Origin of the sequence: Marinomonas phaeophyticola, from assembly GCF_026966905.1 — a bacterium.
Lineage (GTDB): Bacteria > Pseudomonadota > Gammaproteobacteria > Pseudomonadales > Marinomonadaceae > Marinomonas > Marinomonas phaeophyticola.
Genome location: NZ_JAPUBN010000013.1, coordinates 14,845 through 37,597 on the forward strand (window position 1 = coordinate 14,845; position 22,753 = coordinate 37,597).

The 22,753-nt window shown below is 41.2% G+C and carries 13 protein-coding genes and 1 pseudogene; 12 read left to right on the top strand and 2 right to left on the bottom strand.

All coding sequences use genetic code 11. The features are described from left to right. Nucleotides 1–10: 10 nt before the first annotated feature. Nucleotides 11–2,251: a primosomal protein N' gene (locus O1D97_RS06310; RefSeq protein WP_269123904.1), complete on the bottom strand. Its 2,241-nt coding sequence runs from the start codon at nucleotides 2,249–2,251 to the stop codon at nucleotides 11–13. Nucleotides 2,252–2,605: 354 nt separating this feature from the next. Between O1D97_RS06310 and rpmE the strand changes: the two genes are divergently transcribed. The 3 genes from rpmE to O1D97_RS06325 all read left to right on the top strand — a co-directional run bounded on the left by rpmE (nucleotide 2,606) and on the right by O1D97_RS06325 (nucleotide 5,032). Next, entirely contained in the window at nucleotides 2,606–2,821 is a 216-nt protein-coding gene (rpmE, locus tag O1D97_RS06315; protein WP_269123906.1) for a 50S ribosomal protein L31, read from the top strand. Between the two features lie 14 nt (nucleotides 2,822–2,835). Beyond that, on the top strand, nucleotides 2,836–3,342 hold the full coding sequence (locus O1D97_RS06320) for a thermonuclease family protein (RefSeq protein WP_269123907.1): 507 nt from the start codon (nucleotides 2,836–2,838) through the stop codon (nucleotides 3,340–3,342). Nucleotides 3,343–3,769: 427 nt separating this feature from the next. After that, the gene (locus O1D97_RS06325) at nucleotides 3,770–5,032 is read left to right on the top strand and encodes a malic enzyme-like NAD(P)-binding protein (RefSeq protein WP_269123909.1); all 1,263 of its coding nucleotides are present in this window, start codon (nucleotides 3,770–3,772) and stop codon (nucleotides 5,030–5,032) included. 568 nt (nucleotides 5,033–5,600) lie between these two features. Here O1D97_RS06325 and O1D97_RS06330 read toward each other — a convergent pair. After that, entirely contained in the window at nucleotides 5,601–8,072 is a 2,472-nt protein-coding gene (locus O1D97_RS06330; RefSeq protein ID WP_269123911.1) for a penicillin-binding protein 1A, read from the bottom strand. Between the two features lie 182 nt (nucleotides 8,073–8,254). On the opposite strand from O1D97_RS06330, the gene O1D97_RS06335 reads away from it, so the two are divergent. The 9 genes and pseudogenes from O1D97_RS06335 (at nucleotide 8,255) to O1D97_RS06375 (ending at nucleotide 22,669) form a co-directional block, all read left to right on the top strand. Continuing rightward, complete coding sequence (locus O1D97_RS06335) at nucleotides 8,255–9,295, top strand: hypothetical protein (protein ID WP_269123913.1); 1,041 nt, start codon at nucleotides 8,255–8,257, stop codon at nucleotides 9,293–9,295. Then, entirely contained in the window at nucleotides 9,261–10,073 is an 813-nt protein-coding gene (locus O1D97_RS06340) for a hypothetical protein (RefSeq protein ID WP_269123915.1), read from the top strand. The genes O1D97_RS06335 and O1D97_RS06340 overlap by 35 nt, the downstream gene beginning before the upstream one ends. Beyond that, the gene (locus O1D97_RS06345) at nucleotides 10,073–11,257 is read left to right on the top strand and encodes a type IV pilus secretin PilQ (RefSeq protein ID WP_269123916.1); all 1,185 of its coding nucleotides are present in this window, start codon (nucleotides 10,073–10,075) and stop codon (nucleotides 11,255–11,257) included. The genes O1D97_RS06340 and O1D97_RS06345 overlap by 1 nt, the downstream gene beginning before the upstream one ends. Nucleotides 11,258–11,299: 42 nt before the next feature. Beyond that, nucleotides 11,300–11,842: a shikimate kinase AroK gene (gene aroK / locus O1D97_RS06350; RefSeq protein ID WP_269123917.1), complete on the top strand. Its 543-nt coding sequence runs from the start codon at nucleotides 11,300–11,302 to the stop codon at nucleotides 11,840–11,842. A gap of 1 nt (nucleotide 11,843) precedes the next feature. Continuing rightward, a complete protein-coding gene (gene aroB, locus O1D97_RS06355) occupies nucleotides 11,844–12,935 on the top strand; it encodes a 3-dehydroquinate synthase (protein ID WP_269123918.1) in 1,092 nt (363 codons plus the stop codon). A 67-nt stretch (nucleotides 12,936–13,002) separates the two neighbouring features. Then, nucleotides 13,003–14,592, top strand: coding sequence for an SPOR domain-containing protein (locus O1D97_RS06360; RefSeq protein WP_269123919.1), 1,590 nt, complete (start codon nucleotides 13,003–13,005; stop codon nucleotides 14,590–14,592). A gap of 357 nt (nucleotides 14,593–14,949) precedes the next feature. After that, nucleotides 14,950–19,401, top strand: coding sequence for a glutamate synthase large subunit (gene gltB, locus O1D97_RS06365; RefSeq protein WP_269123920.1), 4,452 nt, complete (start codon nucleotides 14,950–14,952; stop codon nucleotides 19,399–19,401). A 109-nt stretch (nucleotides 19,402–19,510) separates the two neighbouring features. Next, a pseudogene (locus tag O1D97_RS06370) lies at nucleotides 19,511–20,931 on the top strand (FAD-dependent oxidoreductase). A gap of 190 nt (nucleotides 20,932–21,121) precedes the next feature. After that, the gene (locus O1D97_RS06375) at nucleotides 21,122–22,669 is read left to right on the top strand and encodes a methyl-accepting chemotaxis protein (protein WP_269123921.1); all 1,548 of its coding nucleotides are present in this window, start codon (nucleotides 21,122–21,124) and stop codon (nucleotides 22,667–22,669) included. The last annotated feature ends 84 nt before the right edge of the window (nucleotides 22,670–22,753 follow it).

Here is a 22,753-nt window from a genome sequence, read left to right on the forward strand (position 1 = left end):
GGGGCTTGCTTCAATAAGTTTCCAGTGGATCAACGTCAATTGCATAGCGAACTTTGCGTGTTAGAGGGTTTTGTTCGAGAGATTGGGCTAATTGAGAGATAAGTTGGTGTAATGGCGCTCTATTTGCTGATTTGAATGTGAGAATATATCTATGCTGTCCTGCCTTACGGACAATGATGGCAGAATAAGGGCCCATGGCTTGGATTGGATAATTAAAGTGCTGAATAAGATGTTCGGCTTCAAGACGTAAGCTATCCAGTAATAAATAGGACTGTTCTTCATCTACAGATTCACTGCGTATAAGTACTTGGTGTAGATAGGGAGGCAAGCCTAATGTCTTTCGTTCTTGTAGATCTTGAGTTGCAAAATATTCATAACCAAGGGTACACAAACTTTCAATGGATGGGTGATCGGGATGATAGGTTTGTAATAAAACATGCCCTGGTTTCGATGCTCGACCTGCACGGCCTGATACCTGAGTAATCAGTTGAGCGGTTCGTTCCATGCCTCTAAAGTCAGAGGAAAAGAGTCCTACATCAGCATCCATTACCACAACTAATGTCACATTAGGGAAATGATGACCTTTAGCGAGCATTTGAGTGCCTACAAGAATGGCTTTGTTATGTTCATGGATTTTTTGTGTGATGTTATTGAGGGCATCTTTACGAGAAGTACTGTCCCTATCAATTCTTAATACGGGTGTGTCTTTAAATAGGTGAGAGAGCTGGGTTTCAACTTGCTCCGTTCCTTCACCAATCGTAAAAATCTCATGGCTTTGGCATTCCGCACATTGATCGAGAAGCGTTTCTTGATGGCCACAATGATGGCAATGTAATTTATTGGCCCCTTTATGGACGGTTAAATTCACATCGCAATTCTGACAAGCCGCGATCCACCCACAGTCGTGACACATCAGGGTTGGGGCATAGCCTCTGCGGTTTAAGAAAATAAGCACTTGTTCCTTACGATTAAGGTGGACATTAATGCGCTCTAAAGTTGAATCGCAAAAGCCTTTAATAAGTGTTTTTCCTCTAAGGTCGATTCTTTCCATAGAAGGAATAGAGGCATTTCCTGCTCTTTTTCTAAGCTTTATCCAATTAAACTTTTTCAACCTAGCATTAAATAAACTTTCATAGGAGGGTGTGGCGGATCCTAGAATGACACTGGCATTGACTTCTTTAGCTCGGATTAAAGCAAGATCCCGAGCGTGGAAACGAAATCCATCTTGCTGCTTATAAGAGGCATCATGTTCTTCATCTAAAATAATTAAACTTAAATTGGGCGCGGGAACAAAAATAGAGGAACGCGTTCCTATAATGACTTTCGCTTTACCTGATCGAGCCATTAACCAACCATCTAATCGTTCTCTGTCTGTCATATTAGAATGGAGGAGGACGATGTCAGTATTAAATCTGTCTTCAAATCGTTTCAAGGTTTGCGGAGTTAAACCAATTTCTGGAACTAGGACTAACACTTGCTGGTCTTTATTGATTACTTTCTCAATTAAACGTAAGTAGACTTCCGTTTTACCACTTCCTGTAATGCCATCTAATAAAGACACGTTGAAGGTATCTAGTTTACTGGCCAGTTGCTGGACCGCTACTGATTGCTCTTCGTTTAAGGTGGGTGGAACTTGCTTTTGATGTCCATGGTGTTCGGCATTTTTACTAAAGTGACGTAGCTCTCTCTGAATAATGCCTTTGTCTTCTAGTGCTTTTGCGGCTGTGCTCTGTAAATCATGTAAACGCATAATGTGAGGGCTAAGGCCATTGGGATGGGTTCTCACTATGTCTAAAAAAGCCTGTTGTTTTGGTGCTCTTTTTAATTCATTTGGATCTATAGTGTGTCCTAACTCTGTCAGTATCCACCATGTTTCACTTCGAAAGTTATCTGTTTCACCTTTTCGTAACATGGCCGGTAATGCATGAAAGAAAACCTCTCCGATTGGATGATGATAATAACGACTCGCCCATTTGCAAAGATTAATGATCGCTTGAGGGATGATAGGAGACTCATCATGTAAAGACGTTAAAGGTTTGACTTGTTGAGGGTCCCACTCTGTTTCATAGCAAAGCTCAACAATGATTCCTAAGCGAGATTGTTTTCCAAAAGGAACTTTTAGACGCATTCCGGGGAGTAGCTGGTGACGTAATGCAATGGCTTTAGGCACCCTGTATTCAAATAAAGTACGCATAGGAACAGGCAAAGCTACTTTAATATAAGGTTCTAGAGTGAGTAGCTGTTCTTGCATGATATCCTCTGAATAAAGTAAGTTGCATTTAAAAGTGAATAACATAATAGTGTACGCTAACTCATTCTCTTGGTGTGAGTTAGTTTTATGGAATCTATTTACTGAAGCGATGCTTGTTGCGTCTTTTTAGTTCCTTTGGAAACGACTTTAAGGAAGGAATTTGATTTATCGCTAAAAAAGGTTGCCTGTATATCATTTCATGCCTAAAATAGGCGCCTCTTGGTACCACTGTACAATGTCTGTACAACGAATCGTGCGGTGCTTGACCTCTTAAATACGAATGTCTTAGTTAACTAAGTCTCAATATTTAAGACTAGATCAGGTGGCGGCACACCAAACTATAAGGTGATAAAAATGAAAAAAGATATCCATCCTAACTACTCAGCAATTACTGCAACTTGTACTTGTGGTAACACTCTAAACCTAAACACAACATTAGGTAAAGATCTTCACATCGACGTATGTAGCCAATGTCACCCATTCTACACTGGTCAACAGAAAATGATGGACACTGGTGGTCGAGTTGATCGTTTCAACAAGCGTTTTGGAGCTCGTCGTTCTACGAAATAATTCGAAGAATGTTGATGATCTCAATAAAAAGGCGCCAGCTATGCTTGGCGCTTTTTTTATTTCTGGCATCTCAATATGCTCTGTCCGCTTGCCTTGCTGAAGGAGACCTTGGTGAGGCTCAAGTAAAACGGGTGGTTGATGGTGATACCGTCCACTTTAAAGATGGCCGTAAAGTTCGTCTTATTGGTATTAACACCCCAGAACTTGACCATAAAGACGGCAATCATGAGCGCTATGCCTTAGAAGCCAAAGATTCTCTTACTGAATTGACCGGTAAAACTGTTTATTATCAAGAAGGATTAGATAAACAGGATCGTTATGGACGATATTTATACTACTTGTTTGATAAACATCGAATTTCTATATCAAGTCAGTTATTATCTAAGGGACTGGGTTACCGCATCGCTGTACCTCCAAATACAAGATATCAAGATTGCTTACAAGCATCTGAAAAAAGCGCGAGACAAGCGTATTGGTATTTGGAAACAAGCATTACAATGGCAGCCAAAAGCTGGTTTTGAAATAGCGCAAGTAACGCTTACTTCTATCTATCGAAATAGGGGAGGATGGTGGTTAAATACAAACCGTAATTTAACTATTAATATCCCTGCTTATGCCGCGGAGCAATGGTCACCTCAAGATATTTATCCTCTTGAAGGTCGATTGGTCGAAGCGCGAGGTTGGCAACATTATCGTAAAAACTCAGCACCCTCTAAAGCAAAATGGATATGGCAAATTAAGCATCCAAATGATTTGATTCCCGCTCAATAACAATAAACTTCGCAAGTAGGGATCCATTTGATTGAATCCATCTCTTTAAAGAGTCTGGCTTTTCAATTACTCTGGTACAAGTGAAGAAGAGAATAGTAATATTTTGTACGTTACAAAGGTTTTGTGCGTCCAATTTTTCACTAAACAAATAAACAAATAATAAACGGAAACATCAAAATGGCAGAAGATATGAAGCAAGCTGCTCTGGATTACCATGAGCATCCAGTTCCAGGCAAACTAAGTTCAACTATTACTAAGCCAACAGCGACGGCAGGTGACTTATCTCTGGCCTATAGCCCGGGTGTAGCTGAGCCATGCCGTGAAATTGCAAAGAATCCAGAAGACGTTTATCGATACACAGGAAAAGGTAACTTAGTTGCTGTTATCACTGATGGTACTGCGGTTCTGGGTCTAGGAAACATTGGACCATTGGCAAGTAAGCCGGTAATGGAAGGTAAAGGCGTATTGTTTAAGCGCTTTGCTGGTGTTAACTCCGTTGATGTGGAAGTAGAATCTGAAAGCCCACAAGCATTTATTGATACGGTTGCACGTATTGCCAATACCTATGGTGGTATTAACTTAGAAGACATCAAAGCACCAGAGTGTTTTGAAATTGAGCGTCAACTGATCGAACGTTGCAGTATTCCTGTATTCCATGATGATCAACATGGTACAGCGATTGTAACGGCGGCAGGTCTCTTAAATGCGCTAGAACTACAAGATAAAAAAATAGAAGATGTGAAAATTGTTTGTCTTGGCGCTGGTGCGGCTGCGACAGCATGCATGAAGCTAATTATTGCTTGTGGTGCTCAACGTGAAAACATTTATGTGTTGGATCGTAAAGGGGTTATTCATTCAGGCCGTGATGATTTGAATCAATTTAAAGCCATGTTTGCCATTGAGACAGATGCTCGTACATTAGATGATGCAATGGAAGGCGCCGACGTCTTTATCGGTGTATCTGGACCTGATTTATTGTCAGGTGATCAATTGAAAAAAATGGCAGCTAATCCTGTTGTTTTTGCTTGTTCAAATCCAGATCCAGAAATCAACCCAGAATTAGCTCACTCTGTACGTGATGATCTTATCATGGCAACAGGCCGTTCTGATTATCCAAACCAAGTGAATAATGTTCTTGGTTTTCCATTTATCTTCCGTGGTGCACTGGATGTACGCGCAACTAAGATCAATGAAGAAATGAAAATAGCGGCAGTGCATGCACTGAAAGACCTTGCTAAAGAAGAAGCGCCTGCTGATGTTGTTGCCGCGTATGGTGGTAGCCCATTATCTTTTGGTAAAGAATACATTCTTCCAAAACCAATGGATACGCGTTTGCTAACCATCGTTTCTGCTGCTGTTGCACAAGCCGCTGTGGACTCCGGTGTAGCGACCTTGCCATACCCTGACTTTTACCCATTAGAAAATCTAGATCGTTTCTAATAGGCATATACGAAAGTCTATGTGTAAAAAAAGGAGAGCCTCGGCTCTCCTTTTTGCTTTCTATGAATGCGTTTGTGATGTTTACGGAGTCCGTTGGACTTCTGGACGACGATATATTGTGTGAATATACGTATTTTCGAGCTAAAGAAAGTGAAAAGTAGTTGTGCTTTTGCGCAACAATAATCAATTATATCAACGTATTGCCAGGCTAAAGCAAGCGAAAAGTAGGTTGTGATTTAGCGTAATAATTATCAATTATTTCAATGGATTGTAGGGGTAAGAAATGTCTTGTCGGGCTAAAGCCGCGACCCACAGGCCGGGATTTTTTTGTGGGTTAGATTAGATCATCAGACCTTTACCAATAACTTCCTCTTGATAGCTTGGCATCCCCGTCAAGAGTACAAAGCTATCCTCTCTCGATAGATTCGTATCCAGCCTTGACGTCCAGGAATCCACTTCCAGCTACATCAAAAGAGGCTTTTTATAGCGTAAACCGACTTTTCCTTAATCGCTCTTCAAAATAATATAGCCGAGAAATTAAGGAAAAGACACTGTTTGTTGTAGAATACTAGAACAAATCCTCTAGCACGGTATCTTGATGTTTATTTGAGGGGGTTTCCGTGTTGCTGTCATTCGATGTGGATGACGGTGCGGAACGAATAGCCGGTATATTTTCCTTCCTAAATATCTCAAAAATGGCATTTTTTTGCCCTGGTAACGCTCTTTCCCCAGTATCTGGGTCAATACGAACCGTAATTAAGCTTGATGGCTTTTTAATGTATGAGGACTTGGTGTTAGCTAGGGCTTCTCTCATGTAATCGATCCATGTTGGTAAAGATACGGACCCTCCCCATTCTCCGCGACCTAGCTCACTGGAGTTGTCAAAACCACTCCAGACCGTTGTCACTATGTCTCCATTAAAGCCAGAGAACCAAGCGTCTCTTCCGTCATTAGTCGTTCCGGTTTTACCCGCAATATCATCTCGCTTTAAAACACGAGCACGACGGCCTGTACCATATTTGATCACGTCTCGCATCATATCGTAGATAATGAAATTTACTTCTGGGTCAATTACACGGATTGCAATGGGTAGGGTTTTGAGGCCAGCGGGCGTTTTAAATATTCCCATTTGACGATTATCTTCATAAACTACAGAGTCGTCTAATAGGTCATCAATGCTTGCCTCTACTAAGGTGCAGTCAGTGCAAACGGTGGTGGGAGTGGCTTGATACAGTTCCTCGCCTTCTCGGCCTTCTACTCTATCAATTAAGTAGGGCTCTACTTGATGCCCTCCATTTGATAAGACGGCATAGCCTTTGGCAATCTGCATTGGCGAAACGTTGGCACTGCCAAGAGATAAGGAAAGATTATTAGGCAATTCATCAGGATCAAAACCAAAGCGTTTGAGAAACTCTAATGTCGGCCTTACCCCCATTTCATCCAATAGACGAACAGAGACAATATTCTGCGAGCGATAAAGCGCTTGTCGTAAACGTGTTGGGCCATAAAATTTACCACCATCGTTTGTTGGTCTCCATGCGGTAGCAAGGTTGGGGTCATTAAAAACAACTGGTGCATCGTTAATAATGCTAGCTGCGCTATAACCTCTTGAGAGCGCGCTGGTGTAAATAAAGGGTTTAAAGCTTGAACCCGGTTGACGTTTTGATTGAGTTACGCGATTAAACTTGTTTTGAAAGAAGTTTAATCCGCCTACCAAGGCTTGAATAGCACCGTTGGAACTGTTTAAAGAGATTAAGGCACTTTGTACACTGGGGATTTGAGATAATTTCCACGTTAGTTCTTGGTCCGGTTTAAGGTAAACAATATCTCCTTCTGTAAGGATGTCCCCAGCCGTTTCAGGTTTCTTACCTCTATAACTATGATCTAGATAAGGCCTTGCCCAGTTTAATGCTTCCCAAGGAAGCGTATGCTTTTCTCCTGAAGAAAAGCGGACAGTAGCCGTTTGATTTTCTACTTTAAGAACCAGTGTCGGAACCCATTGCCCAATCGAAGGGATAGATACAAGCGCATTTATTTGTTCTTCTTGTGTGGCGTCAATAAGCTCTGTTTTAGTGGCAACTGGGCCTCTATAGCCATGACGTTCATCATATTCAGCTAAACCGTTTTCAATGGCTTTATTTGCTGCACTTTGCTTACGTGAGTCTATGGTTGTATAAACAGAAAGCCCAGCTTCATAAAGTTCATCCCCAAAAGTTTCATATAGCTCTGAACGTACCATCTCAGCAACATAATTTGCTTCTACGTCAGAACTTACCCCGTAATTCAGTGCCGTAATAGGGGCTTCAACGGCTTCTTGATAGCTGTCTTTATCAATCATGCCTAACGTTAACATTCGTTGCAATATCCAGTTTCTACGTATCAGCGCTCTGGAAGGGTTCGCTATGGGGTTATATCTAGAAGGCGCTTTTGGCAAGCCAGCTATCATAGCTAATTGTGCTAAGTTTAATTGGTCTAAAGATTTTCCATAATAGACTTGAGCCGCCGCTTGGAAGCCATAAGCGCGCTTGCCTAAATAAATTTTATTGATGTAGAGTTCAAGAATCTCTTGCTTACTTAACTCCCTCTCCATTTTTAAAGAAATAAATATTTCAGTGAATTTACGGGTAAAAGTTTGCTCGAAAGAAAGGAAGTAGTTACGAGCTACCTGCATAGTAATGGTACTACCGCCCCCTTGTTTTTCTCCGGTCGTAATTAGTTGGACGACCGCTCTCCCTAAACCAAAAATATCCACACCAGGATGATGGTAAAAATTAGTGTCTTCGGCAGATAGGATGGCGCTTTCTAGTAAGGGAGGGATTTCATCATATGATATTGGAGTACGGCGCTTTTCGCCGAATTCACCGATCAGCTGTTTATCTGATGTATAAATTCTGAGTGGAACCTGTAGCTCTATCTCTCTTAATTCTTCTACTGTGGGGATTTTGTCTTTAACGCTTTGATAAATACCGTATGTAATGGCTACTGCTGATAGTGCGCCTAACAATCCTAGAATAAACAGTATTTTAATGGTTTTTAGCATATCAATTCGACTACAGGTGAAAATTAAAGCGCTATTATAGCGAATTCTTTGTTGTTAATGTGCTTAACTTTTCGTCAATTCATGTTATCTTTTTGTAATCTTAAATTAACAATAGTTTGAATGAATACAAATAGTGTTTTTCAAGCATATTAAGAAAACTTTTAATAGCTCAAGGATGAACTATGAAACTTTCGCCTTCTTATGGACTGATTGTCCTAACAGAGACTGATTTCCGTTTACTTACGTATAAAAAAATTAATCAAACCGATTCACTTTTATTCAATCTTGATGCAAGTGGTTCTTTGACTAATCTGGACTTGGAAAGCGATGAAGAGAGGCAGGCGTGCTTTATTAATTGCCTTATCAATTTACAGACACATTGGTCGGATCGTTACTTACGTGAAGGCCATAAAATTAAAAAGTGGTATGTTCTGGTACCGACTTATTGGCTTTTGCATATAAGAAAAAATCTGCCTCATATAGGAAGTAATTACTTACTTTCACTAGCAAGCCTATCCGCTATTTCAGAAAGTATTCGTTTGTCTCCAGAAACACTTTGCTACGGCTATCAGGAAGTAAAAGGAGAGGAGCCCGATTTATTTGATATCTATGGGTGCCCTTTGGAATGGTTAACAAGAATTAGAGATGTTTGCTGTCAAGTCGACATTCTGAATTTACATGCTTACGATCCTAATAACGTCTATTCGATTCAAACATTACAGCAGTTAATCACAATAGAGGTTTATCAACCGTTAAAATGGCAGCAGCAGAAACAAATGCAATTGCTCAAGATTTTGCTAGCATCGAGTGCTTTTTTCGGCATTGTCGGTGGTGTCAGTTTGGCTTGGCTTGATCATCAACACACTGCGTTGAGTGAGGCAATTCAAGAGGTAACGTCTCGCTACCAGCCATTACAATCAACACCATTGCCTTTGTTAAACTTTGTTTCTTTACAGAAGTCATTAATGTCTTTATCTCCCCAAATAAAAATAGTGTCTTTTGACTTTAATTTAGATGGCATCAGGCTAGAAGTTTATGGTCCGCGGCAGAGACTCTATGCATTAGTTAATGGATGGAAGAAACATTGGCCTGAGGTTAGGTGGATTATGATGGACCTATCTTCCCTAGAAAAGCCAGCGATAGATTTAAGTGTAAAATACAATAACAAGCAAGCACAGGAGGTGCTGTATGCAATTATCATGGGTGAAAAATCGTCTTTATAGTCAGTTTAAAAAACATCCGTTCGGGAAGTTACTACCTGATGTTTTTTTTAAAAATGCGCCTTTGAATTATATCAATGTTGCGTTATTAATTTTGTTGCAGATTAGCGTTTGGGGGACCGGTATTTTTTCTCTGTGGCAGGAAAGTCAAAAAAATCGTTTGAATGTGCAGAAAGCACAAAGCAAGTTGTTACTGCAAGAAAAGCTGCTTGAAGGTGATTATTTTCCGGAATATTTAAAAAAGCATAATTGGCTGTCATGGAAGTGGACTCATGGTGCGTGCCATGAAAATATCGATACCACTGAGGGTAAGCAGGAGGCAGATGATCATACGTTAAAGATGTGCTTACAGTTAGAAGGAGAGACCAGCGATGATGAGTGGCGAACGGCATTAATACAATTAGATGAATTTGCCCCTTTTTTTCCAGTCAGTATGTCATGGAAACGCTTGATTCCCCAGAAGACTTGGGGGAGGTTGTATTTACAGTTAATAAAAAGAACGGCTAATAGAGCCGCATATCCGTTATTTCCTTTTGCTCCTTATCCTAGCGCAAGTGTTTTGGATAATGTTCAGTTGGTTGGTACCGTGTTTGCTAACGATCAATGGCGTAGTTTATTAGTAATCGATGGTCATTCACTTTCTGTCAGCCAAGGTGATTGGTTGCCTATTATTATGGCAAGTGTTGAATCTATCGAGCAAAATGAGGTTAAACTCAGTAATTTAAATGGTGACATTACTTCTGTTTATTTGCAGCCTCCAGTACTTGAGGAGGAGTTATAATGTATTGCCATGCTCATCGTTGCATAATGACTATATTTTTTCTTTTATTCAGTCATATCTTGCTTGCATTAGAGGTGCAAATTAAAGATAGAGACATTAATGAAATCTTACCTTGGATGGCGAATCAAGCGGGACAAAGTCTTGTCATGAGTCCCGATATATCAGGGAAACTAAGTTTGATTTTGCATGATACTAATTGGCATGATTTCCTAGAAATAGTGGCTGAAAAACAAAATCTTGAGTTACGTTGGCAAGAGGGTACTGCGTTGCTTTCGAAACGGGTTGCTGGAGAGGAAAAAGCGATCTCTGGTAATAAGCCATGTCAGACTCAGTTCTGGGCGCTAGAGCATGCGAAAGCAGAAAAAGTGGGGGTTCATTTACAAAAGCTTTTTCCTAAAATGAATGTAAGTGTGGATGGGAGAACGAATTCACTGATTGCTCTTAATTGTCAACAACAAGACAGATTAACTGAAGTCATTCATTGGTTAGACAGTCCTTTAAGGCAAATTGAAATTAGTGCTCGTATTGCACAGGTTAGAGGAAATGCCCAATCACAATTTGGCGTAAATTGGGAAACGCAAACAGCCAATACTATGGTTGAGTCTGGGGTTGGTGGAGCCATAGACCTTGGTGCTTTGGAGGCATCTAGTGCATTTACTTTTGCTTTAACAAAAGGGGAGAAAATATTAGAGTTAACATTGGACCTGTTAGAAAGTGAAGGTAGTGCAAATATTATTTCAGAACCAAAGATTGTAACAGCCGAGGGGCAGGCGGCACGTATTGAGTCTGGAACTGAAGTGCCATACCAGACTCGGGAGGATGATGCGGTTAAAGTGGAGTTTAAACAAGCAGGACTCATGCTAGAAGTTACCCCATTTGTTAAAGACGATGATAAAATACAGCTTAATTTAATTATTCATCAAGATGCTGTTGGTGATTTAGTCAATGGTATACCCAGTTTGGAAACAAACCGCATTAAAACTCAGGTTGTAGTAGTCGATCAGGAAACATTAGTGTTGGGCGGTATTTTTAGAGATGAAAACTTACTTAGTGAAAGCAAAGTTCCGTTATTAGGAGACTTGCCTTTTATAGGTGGACTCTTTAGAAGACACATAGAGCGACAAGAAAAAGTGGAATTACTTGTATTTATTACGCCAAAGCTGCTACAAATGACAAATAACTAGGTGTAAACCTAAATCCGCTAAATATCAATATAAAAAAAGACCATGATTATTGCCCCCAATATAATTCTAGTGGGCCCGATGGGTGCTGGAAAAACGACAATAGGTCGTTTACTGTCACAATCACTTGGAAATGAGTTTCATGACTCAGACCGGGTGATTGAAGAAAACGCTGGGGCTGACATCCCATGGATTTTTGAAAAAGAAGGTGAAGACGGGTTCCGTCATCGCGAAACGCAAGCCCTCTATGAGCTGACTCACAATATGGATAAACCTATTGTGCTGGCTACGGGGGGAGGTGCTGTTATGCGTGAAGAAAATCGAACCATTTTACGTAATGGGGGGTTAGTCGTGTATTTGTATGCAACGGTTAACCAACAATTAGTAAGAACGTCAAAAAGTAACCACAGACCTTTGTTGCAAACGGGTAACCCAAAAGCAACATTAAGTAAGCTGTTTGCAGTACGTGATCCACTTTATAAAGAGGTCGCTCACATTATCGTTGAAACAGATACACGTCATCCAAAATCAGTAGCTAAAAAAGTTTGGGATGCTATCGAACAGCATTTGAAATTGGAGAACGCTTAATATGCGCACATTAGAGGTCGATCTTGGAGATCGAAGTTACCCGATTTATATCGGTTCTGGGATCCGTAATACGAAATCGCTTTTTGATAAGGCAATACATGGCAAGCAGGTCATGGTGGTAACAAATGAAACCGTTGCCCCCATTTATCTTGATGCCTTAGTCACCATGCTTGGAGACGATTATCAAGTAGACACTTGTATTTTGCCTGATGGTGAGTTGTTTAAAACGCTTGAAACCTACCAAAAGATTATGACTCGCCTACTCGAAGCTCGTCATAACAGAACAACGACTATCATTGCACTTGGTGGTGGTGTCGTGGGTGATATGGCTGGTTTTGCTGCGGCAACTTATCAAAGAGGTGTTCCCTTTATTCAAGTCCCTACGACCTTATTGTCTCAAGTGGACTCTTCTGTAGGGGGGAAAACAGGTGTAAACCACCCTCTTGGAAAGAATATGGTAGGCGCTTTCTATCAGCCTCAAGCGGTTATCATTGATATTGATACCTTAGTTTCGTTACCATCGAGGGAACTTTCAGCGGGTATGGCTGAAGTGATTAAATATGGTCTTATTTGTGATAGTTCAATGTTTGCATGGCTAGAGTCAAATATGTCTGAACTAATGAAGCTAGATTCTGAGTTGATTACTCAGGCTATCTACTTGTCTTGCGCCGCTAAAAGTGATGTTGTGTCTCAAGATGAGCGTGAAGGTGGAATTCGCGCTATTTTAAACTTAGGGCACACTTTTGGACATGCTATTGAAACTGAAATGGGCTATGGTGTTTGGTTACATGGTGAAGCCGTGGCGGCAGGTTCAATGTTAGCTTTGGATCTTTCTTGGAGAATGGGTAATTTACAAAACAGTGATCTAGAGCGCAGCGCAGCTCTATTTAAAGCGGCGAATTTACCTGTTTTACCTCCGAAAGAAATGACACTGGACTCTTTTGTTGCCCGGATGTCGGTTGACAAAAAAGTATTAGATGGCAGTCTTCGTTTGGTTTTATTAGAAAAACTTGGACATGCTATTGTTACGTCGGATTTTCCATTAGAGATATTTAATGAAACCGTCTTAGATGCGTTGGAAGCGGTTCAATAAGATACTGAACACCCAGTCATCGAATTATAATTAATTCTATTATTTAGTTGGAGAAGAAATACTGGCTATGGCCGAACCGAGCTTTCAGTTTGATTTGGAAAGTGCGTTAGATCAGCAACCGAAAAGTGTGCTGAGAGATCCGTTTGGCTCGAATAAAGCGCCATATTTCACAACGGAAGTTCGTAACCAACAATTGGCGATGCTAGAACACTTAAGTCGTTATAGCTCTATGCTGCTGGTTGTCGAAGGTGAGCAGGGAAGTGGTAAAACGGCCTTTATGAAGGAGTTTGTCACTCATCAAACGGAATCGGCTGTAGTAAGTCAGGTGCATGGGTCTATGTTGATGACAGCAGGGCAGCTTTTAAGTGCTATTTATGCTGGCTTTGGCAGTGACATTGAACACCTTAGTCCAGACTCCACTTTTGGCCCTTTATTAGCGTTTGCTACAGAGCAAGAGCAAATGGGGCAGGTTGGTTTGGTTGTTATTGATAATGCACAAGAATTAAATACTGATGCCATTATAATGCTTTTAGATATGGTATCGATGGCCAGCGAACATCAAGCGGTTCCTCATGTCTTGCTTTTCAGTGAGTTTCCTCTTCAAAGAAATTTAGACTCTTTCCAAAAAAACCGTTTTGAACAGCTGAGTCACCACCAAGTGTTGCAGCCTTATACGTTAGAAGAGACTCGATCCTATTTATTACATAGAGTCAGAAGTGTTAGTGGTGAAATAAACCTACCTTTTACCGACAAACAAGTAAAAGGTATTTATAAAGAGTCAAATGGTTTTCCAGGTCGAATAAATCAAATGGCTCAAGTTCAACTTGGAATTGGTTCGAGCAATGTATCAAGTGGTTCTAAGTTTAAGTGGAATTTTGCTTTAGGCTTTCCGCTTGTCCATATGGCGCTTTTGTCCATTGTTATGTTGGGTATTCTGATTGCTGTCGTGTTTTATGATAGTGATGATGGAAATGCGCCTATCGCTGGCCGCACGATAACATTAGAAGGCAAGGCGATTTCTCAGGCTCCTTCCGCTACCATTGCAAGAATAGAAGAAATGCAAAAACGCTTAGGTAGTGGTGAGAATAAACTTTCCTTACCTCCTATACCTAGTGATGTATTAGTACAAAATAACGCGTCAAATACGGGTCAAGAAGGAGGTAACAGTTCAAAGGTGATCGCGGCTCCGATTAAGTCTAATGCTCCAATTCCTTTAACCCCGAGTATTACGACAAATAGTCCGATTAGACAGACGTCTCCTGTAATACAAACAAGTGCACCAATACTGGCTAATAGTGATGTGAAACTGGCTAATAGTGATGCGAAAGAAGTGGTTGAGGAAGCGCCTACAGATCGCTTTGAAAAAACTTCTTGGTGGCTCACTCAAAGCCCAAATCGTTATACCTTACAATTGTTAGGTACTTATAATTTGCGAACCGTAAAAGAGTTTATTCGCGACCAAGGTAGCTTAGATGGGTTTAGCTATTTTCAAGCGGTTCATAATAATAGAGATTGGTTTGTTGTTGTCTATGGAAACTACCGCAATCGCAGTGAAGCCATTGCCGCAGTTGAAACCCTGCCGAAGGAGTTACAGTCATTAAATCCATGGGCCCGAAGTGTTAAGGGAATACAACAGGACATTAGAAAAGCACAATAATGCGTTTTTTGCACAATATTTGAGCATTTTTTTAAAAAAATCAAAAATAGTAAAAAAAACCGTATTTATTACAAAAACCAGATTCCATAGTGGAATTTCCTGCTAAGAAAAAATCCAACCATAGATAATCCTATTAAGCCTATTGTTAGGCTGTTAAAACACATCTGGATAACCTGAAAATAGAGACTCCAGCTATGGGGCTTATTTGAGCCTTGAAAATTATCAGGGTAAGATTGCCTGCAATTTAGTATCGGAAAAATCGACTGTTATAGATGTTTGTTCTTTATAAGTAATAACGCAGTCGATTGCACTTTCGAATTTTTTCGTTCTTCTTAGATATAGTGTGGGAGTTGGTGTATGAGTACAGGCCTTTATCGTCCTGGTGAATTTAAAGACAACTGTGGGTTTGGTTTAATTGCTCACATGGAAGGCACAGCCAGTCATCACCTTTTAAAAACGGCTATTGAATCGCTCACTTGTATGACACACCGAGGTGGTATTGCCGCTGATGGTAAAACAGGTGACGGTTGTGGACTACTGATACAAAAACCAGATAGCTTCTTAAGAAGCGAAGCCATATCGTTATTTGATCACACCTTTTCGGATTTGTATGGTGTGGGTATGGTGTTCTTGGATCAAGACGAAAAGCTTGCGGCAGATCAAAGAGATACCTTAACGGCCAAGTTGCTTGAACAAGAAGTGAAAGTCGTCGGTTGGCGTGAAGTGCCGGTGGATCCTGCTTGCTTAGGTCGTATTGCAGAAGATTGCTTACCGAGAATTGAACAGGTATTTATCGATAGTAACCGAATGGATGCGAGAACGTTTGCAACGCGTTTGTTTGTCGCTCGTCGTAAAGCTGAAATTGCACTTTCACAATATGAAAACTTTTATGTCTGTTCTTTATCTGACAAAGTCTTGTCTTATAAAGGGTTAATGATGCCAGTAGATTTACCTTCTTTCTATAAAGATCTTGGTAATGAAGCCCTACAAACAGCCATCTGTGTTTTCCATCAGCGCTTCTCCACGAACACTCTACCGAAATGGCCATTGGCTCAACCTTTCAGAATGTTGGCTCATAATGGTGAAATTAACACGATTGAAGGTAACCGTAATTGGGCTTTAGCTAGAGCAAATAAGTTGCTTTCTCCTTTGCTTCCAGAATTACAGGATTTGCAACCGTTGGTTAATTTAACGGGTTCAGATTCATCTTCAATGGATAATATGTTGGAGTTGATGGTTATGGGGGGGATGGATATTTTCCGTGCTTCCCGCCTTATGATTCCACCTGCTTGGCAGAACGTCGAGAACATGGATCCTGAACTGCGTGCGTTCTATGAATACAATTCTATGCACATGGAACCTTGGGATGGTCCTGCTGGCCTCGTTTTATCTGACGGCCGTCACGCTGTATGTATGTTGGATCGTAACGGTTTACGTCCGGCACGTTGGGTGATGACAAAGAACGGCTATTTGACGGTAGCGTCTGAAATTGGCACTTATGCTTATCAGCCTTCTGATGTGATCGCTAAAGGTCGTGTTGGTCCTGGACAAATGTTGGTAGTTGATACACAGAGCGGCAAGATCATGCATACGCAAGATATTGATAACCGCCTGAAAGTGGCTCATCCCTATAAAAAGTGGCTGAAGCAAGAAGTTATTCGTATCGAAACCTTGCTAGTAGAATCGAAGCAAGAGTTTGATCATTTTACGACTGAAGAAATGCTAACGTATCAAAAAATGTTTCAAGTTAGCTTTGAGGAACGGGAACAAATCTTCCGACCTTTAGCGGAAAGTGGTCATGAGGCGGTAGGCTCTATGGGTGATGATACACCTATGGCTGTTATGTCTAGCCAAACACGTCCAGTAACCGATTACTTCCGTCAAAAGTTTGCCCAGGTTACTAACCCACCTATCGATCCGTTACGTGAATCTGTGGTGATGTCTCTAGAAACCTGTATTGGTGTCGAGCGAAACTTATTTGAAGAGACCCCAAAACACGCTAATCGTATTATTTTGTCATCCCCTATTTTATCGCCTCGTAAGTACAGTCGATTATTAGCGTTAGACGATTATCGATTCCGTTTAGTTCGTCTCAATACGAATTATAACCCCGAAGAAATTACGTTAGAACAAGCTATTAAAAACTTGCAAATCAGTGCCGAAGAAGTGGTTCGTAATGGTGCCGTGATTGTTGTATTAACGGATCGAGATATAGAGAAAGGACATTTACCTATTCCTGCGCCTATGGCGACGGGTGCGGTTCATCATCATTTGACTAAAGTTGGTCTACGTTGTGATTCTAACATTGTCTGTGATACAGGTTTTGCAAGAGATCCACACCAATTTGCCGTGTTATTAGGTTTTGGTGCCACGGCTGTTTACCCGTACCTTAGCTATCGACTCATTAATGACATGATAGATAAAGGCGAAGTCTTGGGTGACCCAATTATGTGTCACAGTAAGTATCGTAAAGGTATTAACAAAGGCTTAATGAAAATCCTATCAAAAATGGGAATTTCAACAGTGGCTTCTTACCGTGGCGCTCAATTGTTTGAAGCGGTTGGTTTATCGGACGCTGTGACTGAACTCTGCTTTAAAGGCGTAGCAAGTCGGATTAAAGGTGCATGTTTTAAAGACTTCCAAAAAGAACAAACTAAAATTGCGGACTATGCTTGGAAATTGCGCAAGCCTATTCAACAGGGCGGTTATCTGAAGTATGTGCATGAATCTGAATACCATGCCTTTAACCCAGATGTTGTGCGTAATTTACAAAAATCTGTTGCTAGCGGTAAGTTTGAAGATTTTGCGGTGTATACGGATTTAGTGAATACTCGTCCTGCGTCTATGCTACGAGACTTGTTTGCTATTTCTGATAAAGCCAAACCGATTGCATTGGATAAAGTGGAGCCCATTGAATCCATCTTGCCGCGCTTTGATTCGGCTGGTATGTCACTTGGTGCATTATCTCCGGAAGCGCATGAATCACTAGCGCAAGCGATGAATGAATTGGGCTGTCGATCAAACTCTGGTGAAGGCGGTGAAGATCCTGCTCGCCATGGTACGGAAAGACGCTCTAAGATTAAGCAGATTGCTTCTGGCCGATTTGGGGTGACACCGGAATATTTGGTCAACGCTGAAGTGCTGCAAATTAAAGTAGCTCAAGGGGCGAAACCTGGTGAAGGGGGTCAGCTTCCTGGTGGTAAAGTAAACAGCCTTATTGCTCGCTTACGTTATTCTGTTCCAGGCGTTACTTTGATTTCACCACCGCCACATCACGATATTTATTCAATTGAGGATTTAGCTCAGCTTATCTTTGACTTGAAACAAGTGAACCCTGATGCTCTCGTCTCTGTTAAATTAGTGTCTGAGCCTGGCGTAGGAACGATCGCTGCAGGTGTTGCCAAAGCGTATGCCGATTTGATTACTATTTCTGGATACGATGGTGGTACCGCGGCCTCTCCTATTACCTCTATTCGTCATGCGGGTTCCCCATGGGAATTAGGGTTAGCAGAAGCTCAGCAAGCTTTGCGGTCAAATGATCTAAGAGGCAAGATTCGCTTACAAACAGACGGCGGTTTAAAAACTGGCCTGGATGTTGTTAAAGCGGCTATTTTAGGGGCTGAAAGTTTTGGTTTTGGTACCACGCCAATGATAGCCATGGGGTGTAAGTTCCTCCGCATTTGTCATCTAAATAATTGTGCAACGGGTGTCGCTACACAAGATCAGCATTTGCGTGATGACTTCTTCCTCGGTACGGTTGAGATGATTAAGAACTTCTTCTTATTCATGGCTGAAGATACCCGTCAATGGTTATCTAAATTAGGTGTTGCGAGCCTGGGTGAACTAATTGGACGAGTTGATTTATTGACTTTATTACCTGGTGAAACCGATAAGCAAGCGGGTTTAGATTTGTCGCCCATTTTAAATAATGATGCGATTCCGGCGGATAAGCCTCAGTATTGCCAAGTTCCTTTTAACCCTCCCCATGATAAAGGCTTAATGGCATTGAAAATGTGGGAGGCGGTTCAGCACGCTGTTGAAGAGAAAGAGGGCGGTGAGTTTGAATTTACGGTAACTAACTGTGACCGCTCTATTGGCGCTCGTTTATCGGGTGAAATAGCCAAACGCTATGGCAACCAAGGAATGAATGACGCACCGATCACATTACGCCTGAATGGTACGGCTGGCCAGAGCTTCGGTGTTTGGAATGCGGGTGGCCTGAATATGTATCTTGAAGGGGATGCAAATGATTATGTAGGTAAGGGCATGACAGCGGGTAAGCTGGTTATTTACCCACCTAAAGGTTCAGTTTTTGAATCTCAAAACAGCGCCATCATTGGTAATACCTGTTTATATGGTGCGACTGGCGGTAAGTTGTTGGCGGCAGGTACGGCAGGTGAGCGTTTTGCTGTTCGTAACTCTGGTGCACATGCGGTTGTTGAAGGTGCAGGTGATCACTGTTGTGAATACATGACTGGTGGCTCTGTTACCATTCTTGGACAAACAGGCTATAACTTCGGTGCGGGTATGACTGGTGGTTTTGCTTATGTTCTAGATATGGACCGTACCTTTGTTGATAAATACAATCATGAATTAGTTGAAATTCACCGTATTGGTACAGAAACCACAGAAGAATATCGTTCTCACTTACGTAGTGTTATTGAAGAGTATGTTAGTGAAACGAACAGTGAATGGGGGCGCGAGCTTCTAGAAAACTTCTATGACTATATAGGTAAGTTCTGGTTGGTGAAACCAAAAGCCGCAAGCTTAAGTAACCTGCTGGCGAATACTCGTCAACGACCAGAATAAATTACCGGCATTTATTTGCAGAGGAGAACATGTTCCTCTGCAAAATTTGATTTTTTACTGTTTAGCAAGAATGACATTGAATAGATGTCTTCAGAGGAGTTGGCTGCTTATGTCTGAGCGCTTAAATAATGTATTTCAATTCGTAGAGGTCGATCGTAAAGATCCAAAGAAGAAACCTCTAATCACTCGTAAAGGGCAGTTTGTTGAAATTTACAAGCCTTTCGAAGAAGAAGTAGCAAAAGATCAATCACACCGTTGTCTAGAGTGTGGTAATCCCTATTGTGAGTGGAAATGCCCTGTGCATAACTATATTCCTAACTGGCTAAAATTAGTGAGTGAAGGCAATATTATGGAAGCGGCAGAGTTGAGTCATCAAACAAACTCTTTGCCAGAAGTGTGTGGTCGAGTCTGTCCACAGGATCGACTTTGTGAAGGCGCGTGTACTCTAGGTGAAGGAGGCTTCGGTGCCGTTACTATAGGTTCAGTAGAGAAATACATTACTGATACCGCCTTTGCTCTTGGCTGGCGCCCTGATATGTCTAAGGTAGTACCTGTTAATAAAACCGTTGCTATTGTTGGTGCGGGTCCTGCTGGATTAGCGTGCGCGGATATTCTGGTTCGTAATGGGGTCAAACCTGTTGTTTTTGATCGTAACCCAGAAATCGGAGGCCTATTAACGTTCGGTATTCCTGAGTTCAAGCTTGAAAAGTCAGTCATGACCCTTCGTCGTGAAGTCTTTGAAGAGATGGGCGTGGAGTTTGTGCTTGGTACATCGGTTGGTGATGACGTGCCGTTTGAACATATTTTAGAAGAGTATGACGCCGTTTTCTTAGGTATGGGCACCTATAAAGCGATGAAAGGGGGTTCCCTGGAGAAGATCTTCCTGGTGTTCATGAAGCATTAGACTTTTTGGTCTCGAATGTAAATCATTGCCAAGGTTTCGAAGAAGATGAAAGCGATTTTATCAACTTTAAAGGTAAACAAGTTATTGTTTTAGGTGGTGGTGATACCGCAATGGATTGTAACCGTACATCCATTCGTCAAGGCGCTAAATCCGTCTCTTGTGTATATCGCCGTGATGAAGAAAATATGCCGGGCTCAAGACGGGAAGTGAAAAACGCTCGTGAAGAAGGTGTGCAATTTTTATTCAATCGTCAACCTGTAGAAATTATCGGTAAAGACAAGGTTGAAGGGATTAAGGTGGTTGAAACTGTTATGGGGGCACCAGATGAAAACGGTCGCCGTAAAGCGGAAGTTGTTGAAGGTAGCGAACAAATTATTCCGGCTGATGCCGTATTAGTGGCATTTGGCTTCCAAGCAAGTCCATCACCGTGGTTTGATAAGTTTGGTATTGAAACGGATGCTTATGGACGTGTAATCGCTCCTAAGCAAGGGAAATTCATGTATCAAACAACTAATGAAAAAATCTTTGCCGGTGGTGATATGGTTCGAGGTTCAGATTTAGTTGTAACAGCAATAGATGAAGGTCGTAAAGCGGCAGACGGTATTATGGATTATTTAGATATCTAATAGCATCTCATGTTTTAGTAAAAAACAGTGGTTAAGGCCGCTGTTTTTTTGCGTGTAATAACGTCATTTTTGTCAAAATAAAGGTAACCGATTGAATATCATGTTTTAATAAAAAATCTCGGTAAAGAACATGATTTTAACAATACTGTGTCAGTTTTTATGATAAAAATGCAATTTTAAGGAGAGCTTAATGGATTCAGGTAAAGAGATTACTTTCCCAGAAGGGGTTCAATTGGTATCAACAACGAATCTTGACAGCATTATTACTTATGCCAATCAAGCGTTTTGTGATATTGCCGGATACTCTTCTGAAGAGTTAGTGGGTAAACCGCATAATCAGGTTCGTCATGCCGACATGCCCAAAGAGGCATTTTCAAATATGTGGGCGGATTTAAAGGCGGATCGATCATGGAGAGGCCTAGTCAAAAATAGATGTAAAAATGGGGACTATTATTGGGTCGATGCTTATGTTTCACCCGTATATGAACAGGGTAAAAAGGTAGGATACCAATCAGTAAGGGTGAGCCCTTCGAAAGATCAAGTTAGAAAAGCAGACGCCTTGTATAAGCAAATTAATAGCGGAAAACTCGAGCAATCGACTAAATCTCATTCTTTATGCAATCGTTTCTTCCTGCAATATGGGATTTTTTGGGTTCTAGCTGATGCCTTGCTATTGAGTCTTGGAATGGTTGATCTGACAGTACTTAGTATTTTTATGCTAATGCAATTAGTCGCCCTTTCTTTCACTATTCCAATGATGAAACGTGTCGGATCTTTAAAGAGATTAAGTCGTCTGGTAAACAATAATCCGCTTATTCAAAAGCTATTTTCTACTTCTATGGATGAGCTGGGACAAAGTGAATCGAGTATTGGGATGTTACAGGCACAAAATAGAACCGTGGTTGGCCGTCTTGATGATTATTCGAATCTAATGGCATCTTCAGTGAGTAGTACAAGAAAGGCGATGCTTGACGCTTATGATGGCAGTTTGAAAATACAGCAGCAAGTAGAAATGGTCACTTCTGCGGTCGGTCAATCTGCGAATGCAACAGAAGAGATTGCGAACAGCATAAATGCTACCTCTGAAGCCAGTAAAAAAGCGTCCTCTAGCGTCCAAAAAGGATTAGACAATGTGGAGAAGGTTCAGTCTAGCATTGAGTCGCTGAATCTTAACATGTCGGCAACGTCTGAAAAGACCTTGCAATTGCAAAGTAGTACGAATGAAATTGAGCATATTTTGTTGGTTATCAGCCAAATCGCAGAACAAACAAACCTATTGGCTTTAAATGCTGCTATTGAAGCCGCCCGAGCAGGAGAACATGGTCGAGGGTTCGCTGTAGTGGCCGATGAAGTTAGAACCCTAGCTTCAAAAACTCAGGGATCTACAGAAGAAATTCGTATTGCGATTGAGCAAGTGCAAAAATCTGTTGGTGAAACGGTTGAGAGTATTAAGAGCAATCAGCTGAGTCTAGCGGACCTTTCAGTGGATGTGAAAAATAATAGTGACTTATTTTCCTCTCTTAGTACGCTTATGACAGAAGTCTCTGACAGAACCATTCAGGTAGCGAGTGCGGCAGAGGAGCAGTCTTCAGTGGCAATTGAGATACAAGATAACATGTTACATATTCGAGAAGGCGTTGAAATAAACTTGCAGTCTGCAAAAAACATTCAAAAACAGAGCGGTGAATTGGATAAGTTAGCGAATGATTTAGGATCAATTGTGACTGCATTTAAGTAAGCTGAAGTGAACTATGTAAAAAGCAACCTTGATGTATTCAGTTATGAGATCAAGGCTGCTTTTTAAGATATTACTTAGTCACTT

Coding starts and splice junctions, on each gene's coding strand:
- O1D97_RS06310 (WP_269123904.1), bottom strand. CDS start 2,251: ATGCAAGAACAGCTACTCACTCTAGAACCTTATATTAAAGTAGCTTTG.
- rpmE (WP_269123906.1), top strand. CDS start 2,606: ATGAAAAAAGATATCCATCCTAACTACTCAGCAATTACTGCAACTTGT.
- O1D97_RS06320 (WP_269123907.1), top strand. CDS start 2,836: ATGATCTCAATAAAAAGGCGCCAGCTATGCTTGGCGCTTTTTTTATTT.
- O1D97_RS06325 (WP_269123909.1), top strand. CDS start 3,770: ATGGCAGAAGATATGAAGCAAGCTGCTCTGGATTACCATGAGCATCCA.
- O1D97_RS06330 (WP_269123911.1), bottom strand. CDS start 8,072: ATGCTAAAAACCATTAAAATACTGTTTATTCTAGGATTGTTAGGCGCA.
- O1D97_RS06335 (WP_269123913.1), top strand. CDS start 8,255: ATGAAACTTTCGCCTTCTTATGGACTGATTGTCCTAACAGAGACTGAT.
- O1D97_RS06340 (WP_269123915.1), top strand. CDS start 9,261: ATGCAATTATCATGGGTGAAAAATCGTCTTTATAGTCAGTTTAAAAAA.
- O1D97_RS06345 (WP_269123916.1), top strand. CDS start 10,073: ATGTATTGCCATGCTCATCGTTGCATAATGACTATATTTTTTCTTTTA.
- aroK (WP_269123917.1), top strand. CDS start 11,300: ATGATTATTGCCCCCAATATAATTCTAGTGGGCCCGATGGGTGCTGGA.
- aroB (WP_269123918.1), top strand. CDS start 11,844: ATGCGCACATTAGAGGTCGATCTTGGAGATCGAAGTTACCCGATTTAT.
- O1D97_RS06360 (WP_269123919.1), top strand. CDS start 13,003: ATGGCCGAACCGAGCTTTCAGTTTGATTTGGAAAGTGCGTTAGATCAG.
- gltB (WP_269123920.1), top strand. CDS start 14,950: ATGAGTACAGGCCTTTATCGTCCTGGTGAATTTAAAGACAACTGTGGG.
- O1D97_RS06375 (WP_269123921.1), top strand. CDS start 21,122: ATGGATTCAGGTAAAGAGATTACTTTCCCAGAAGGGGTTCAATTGGTA.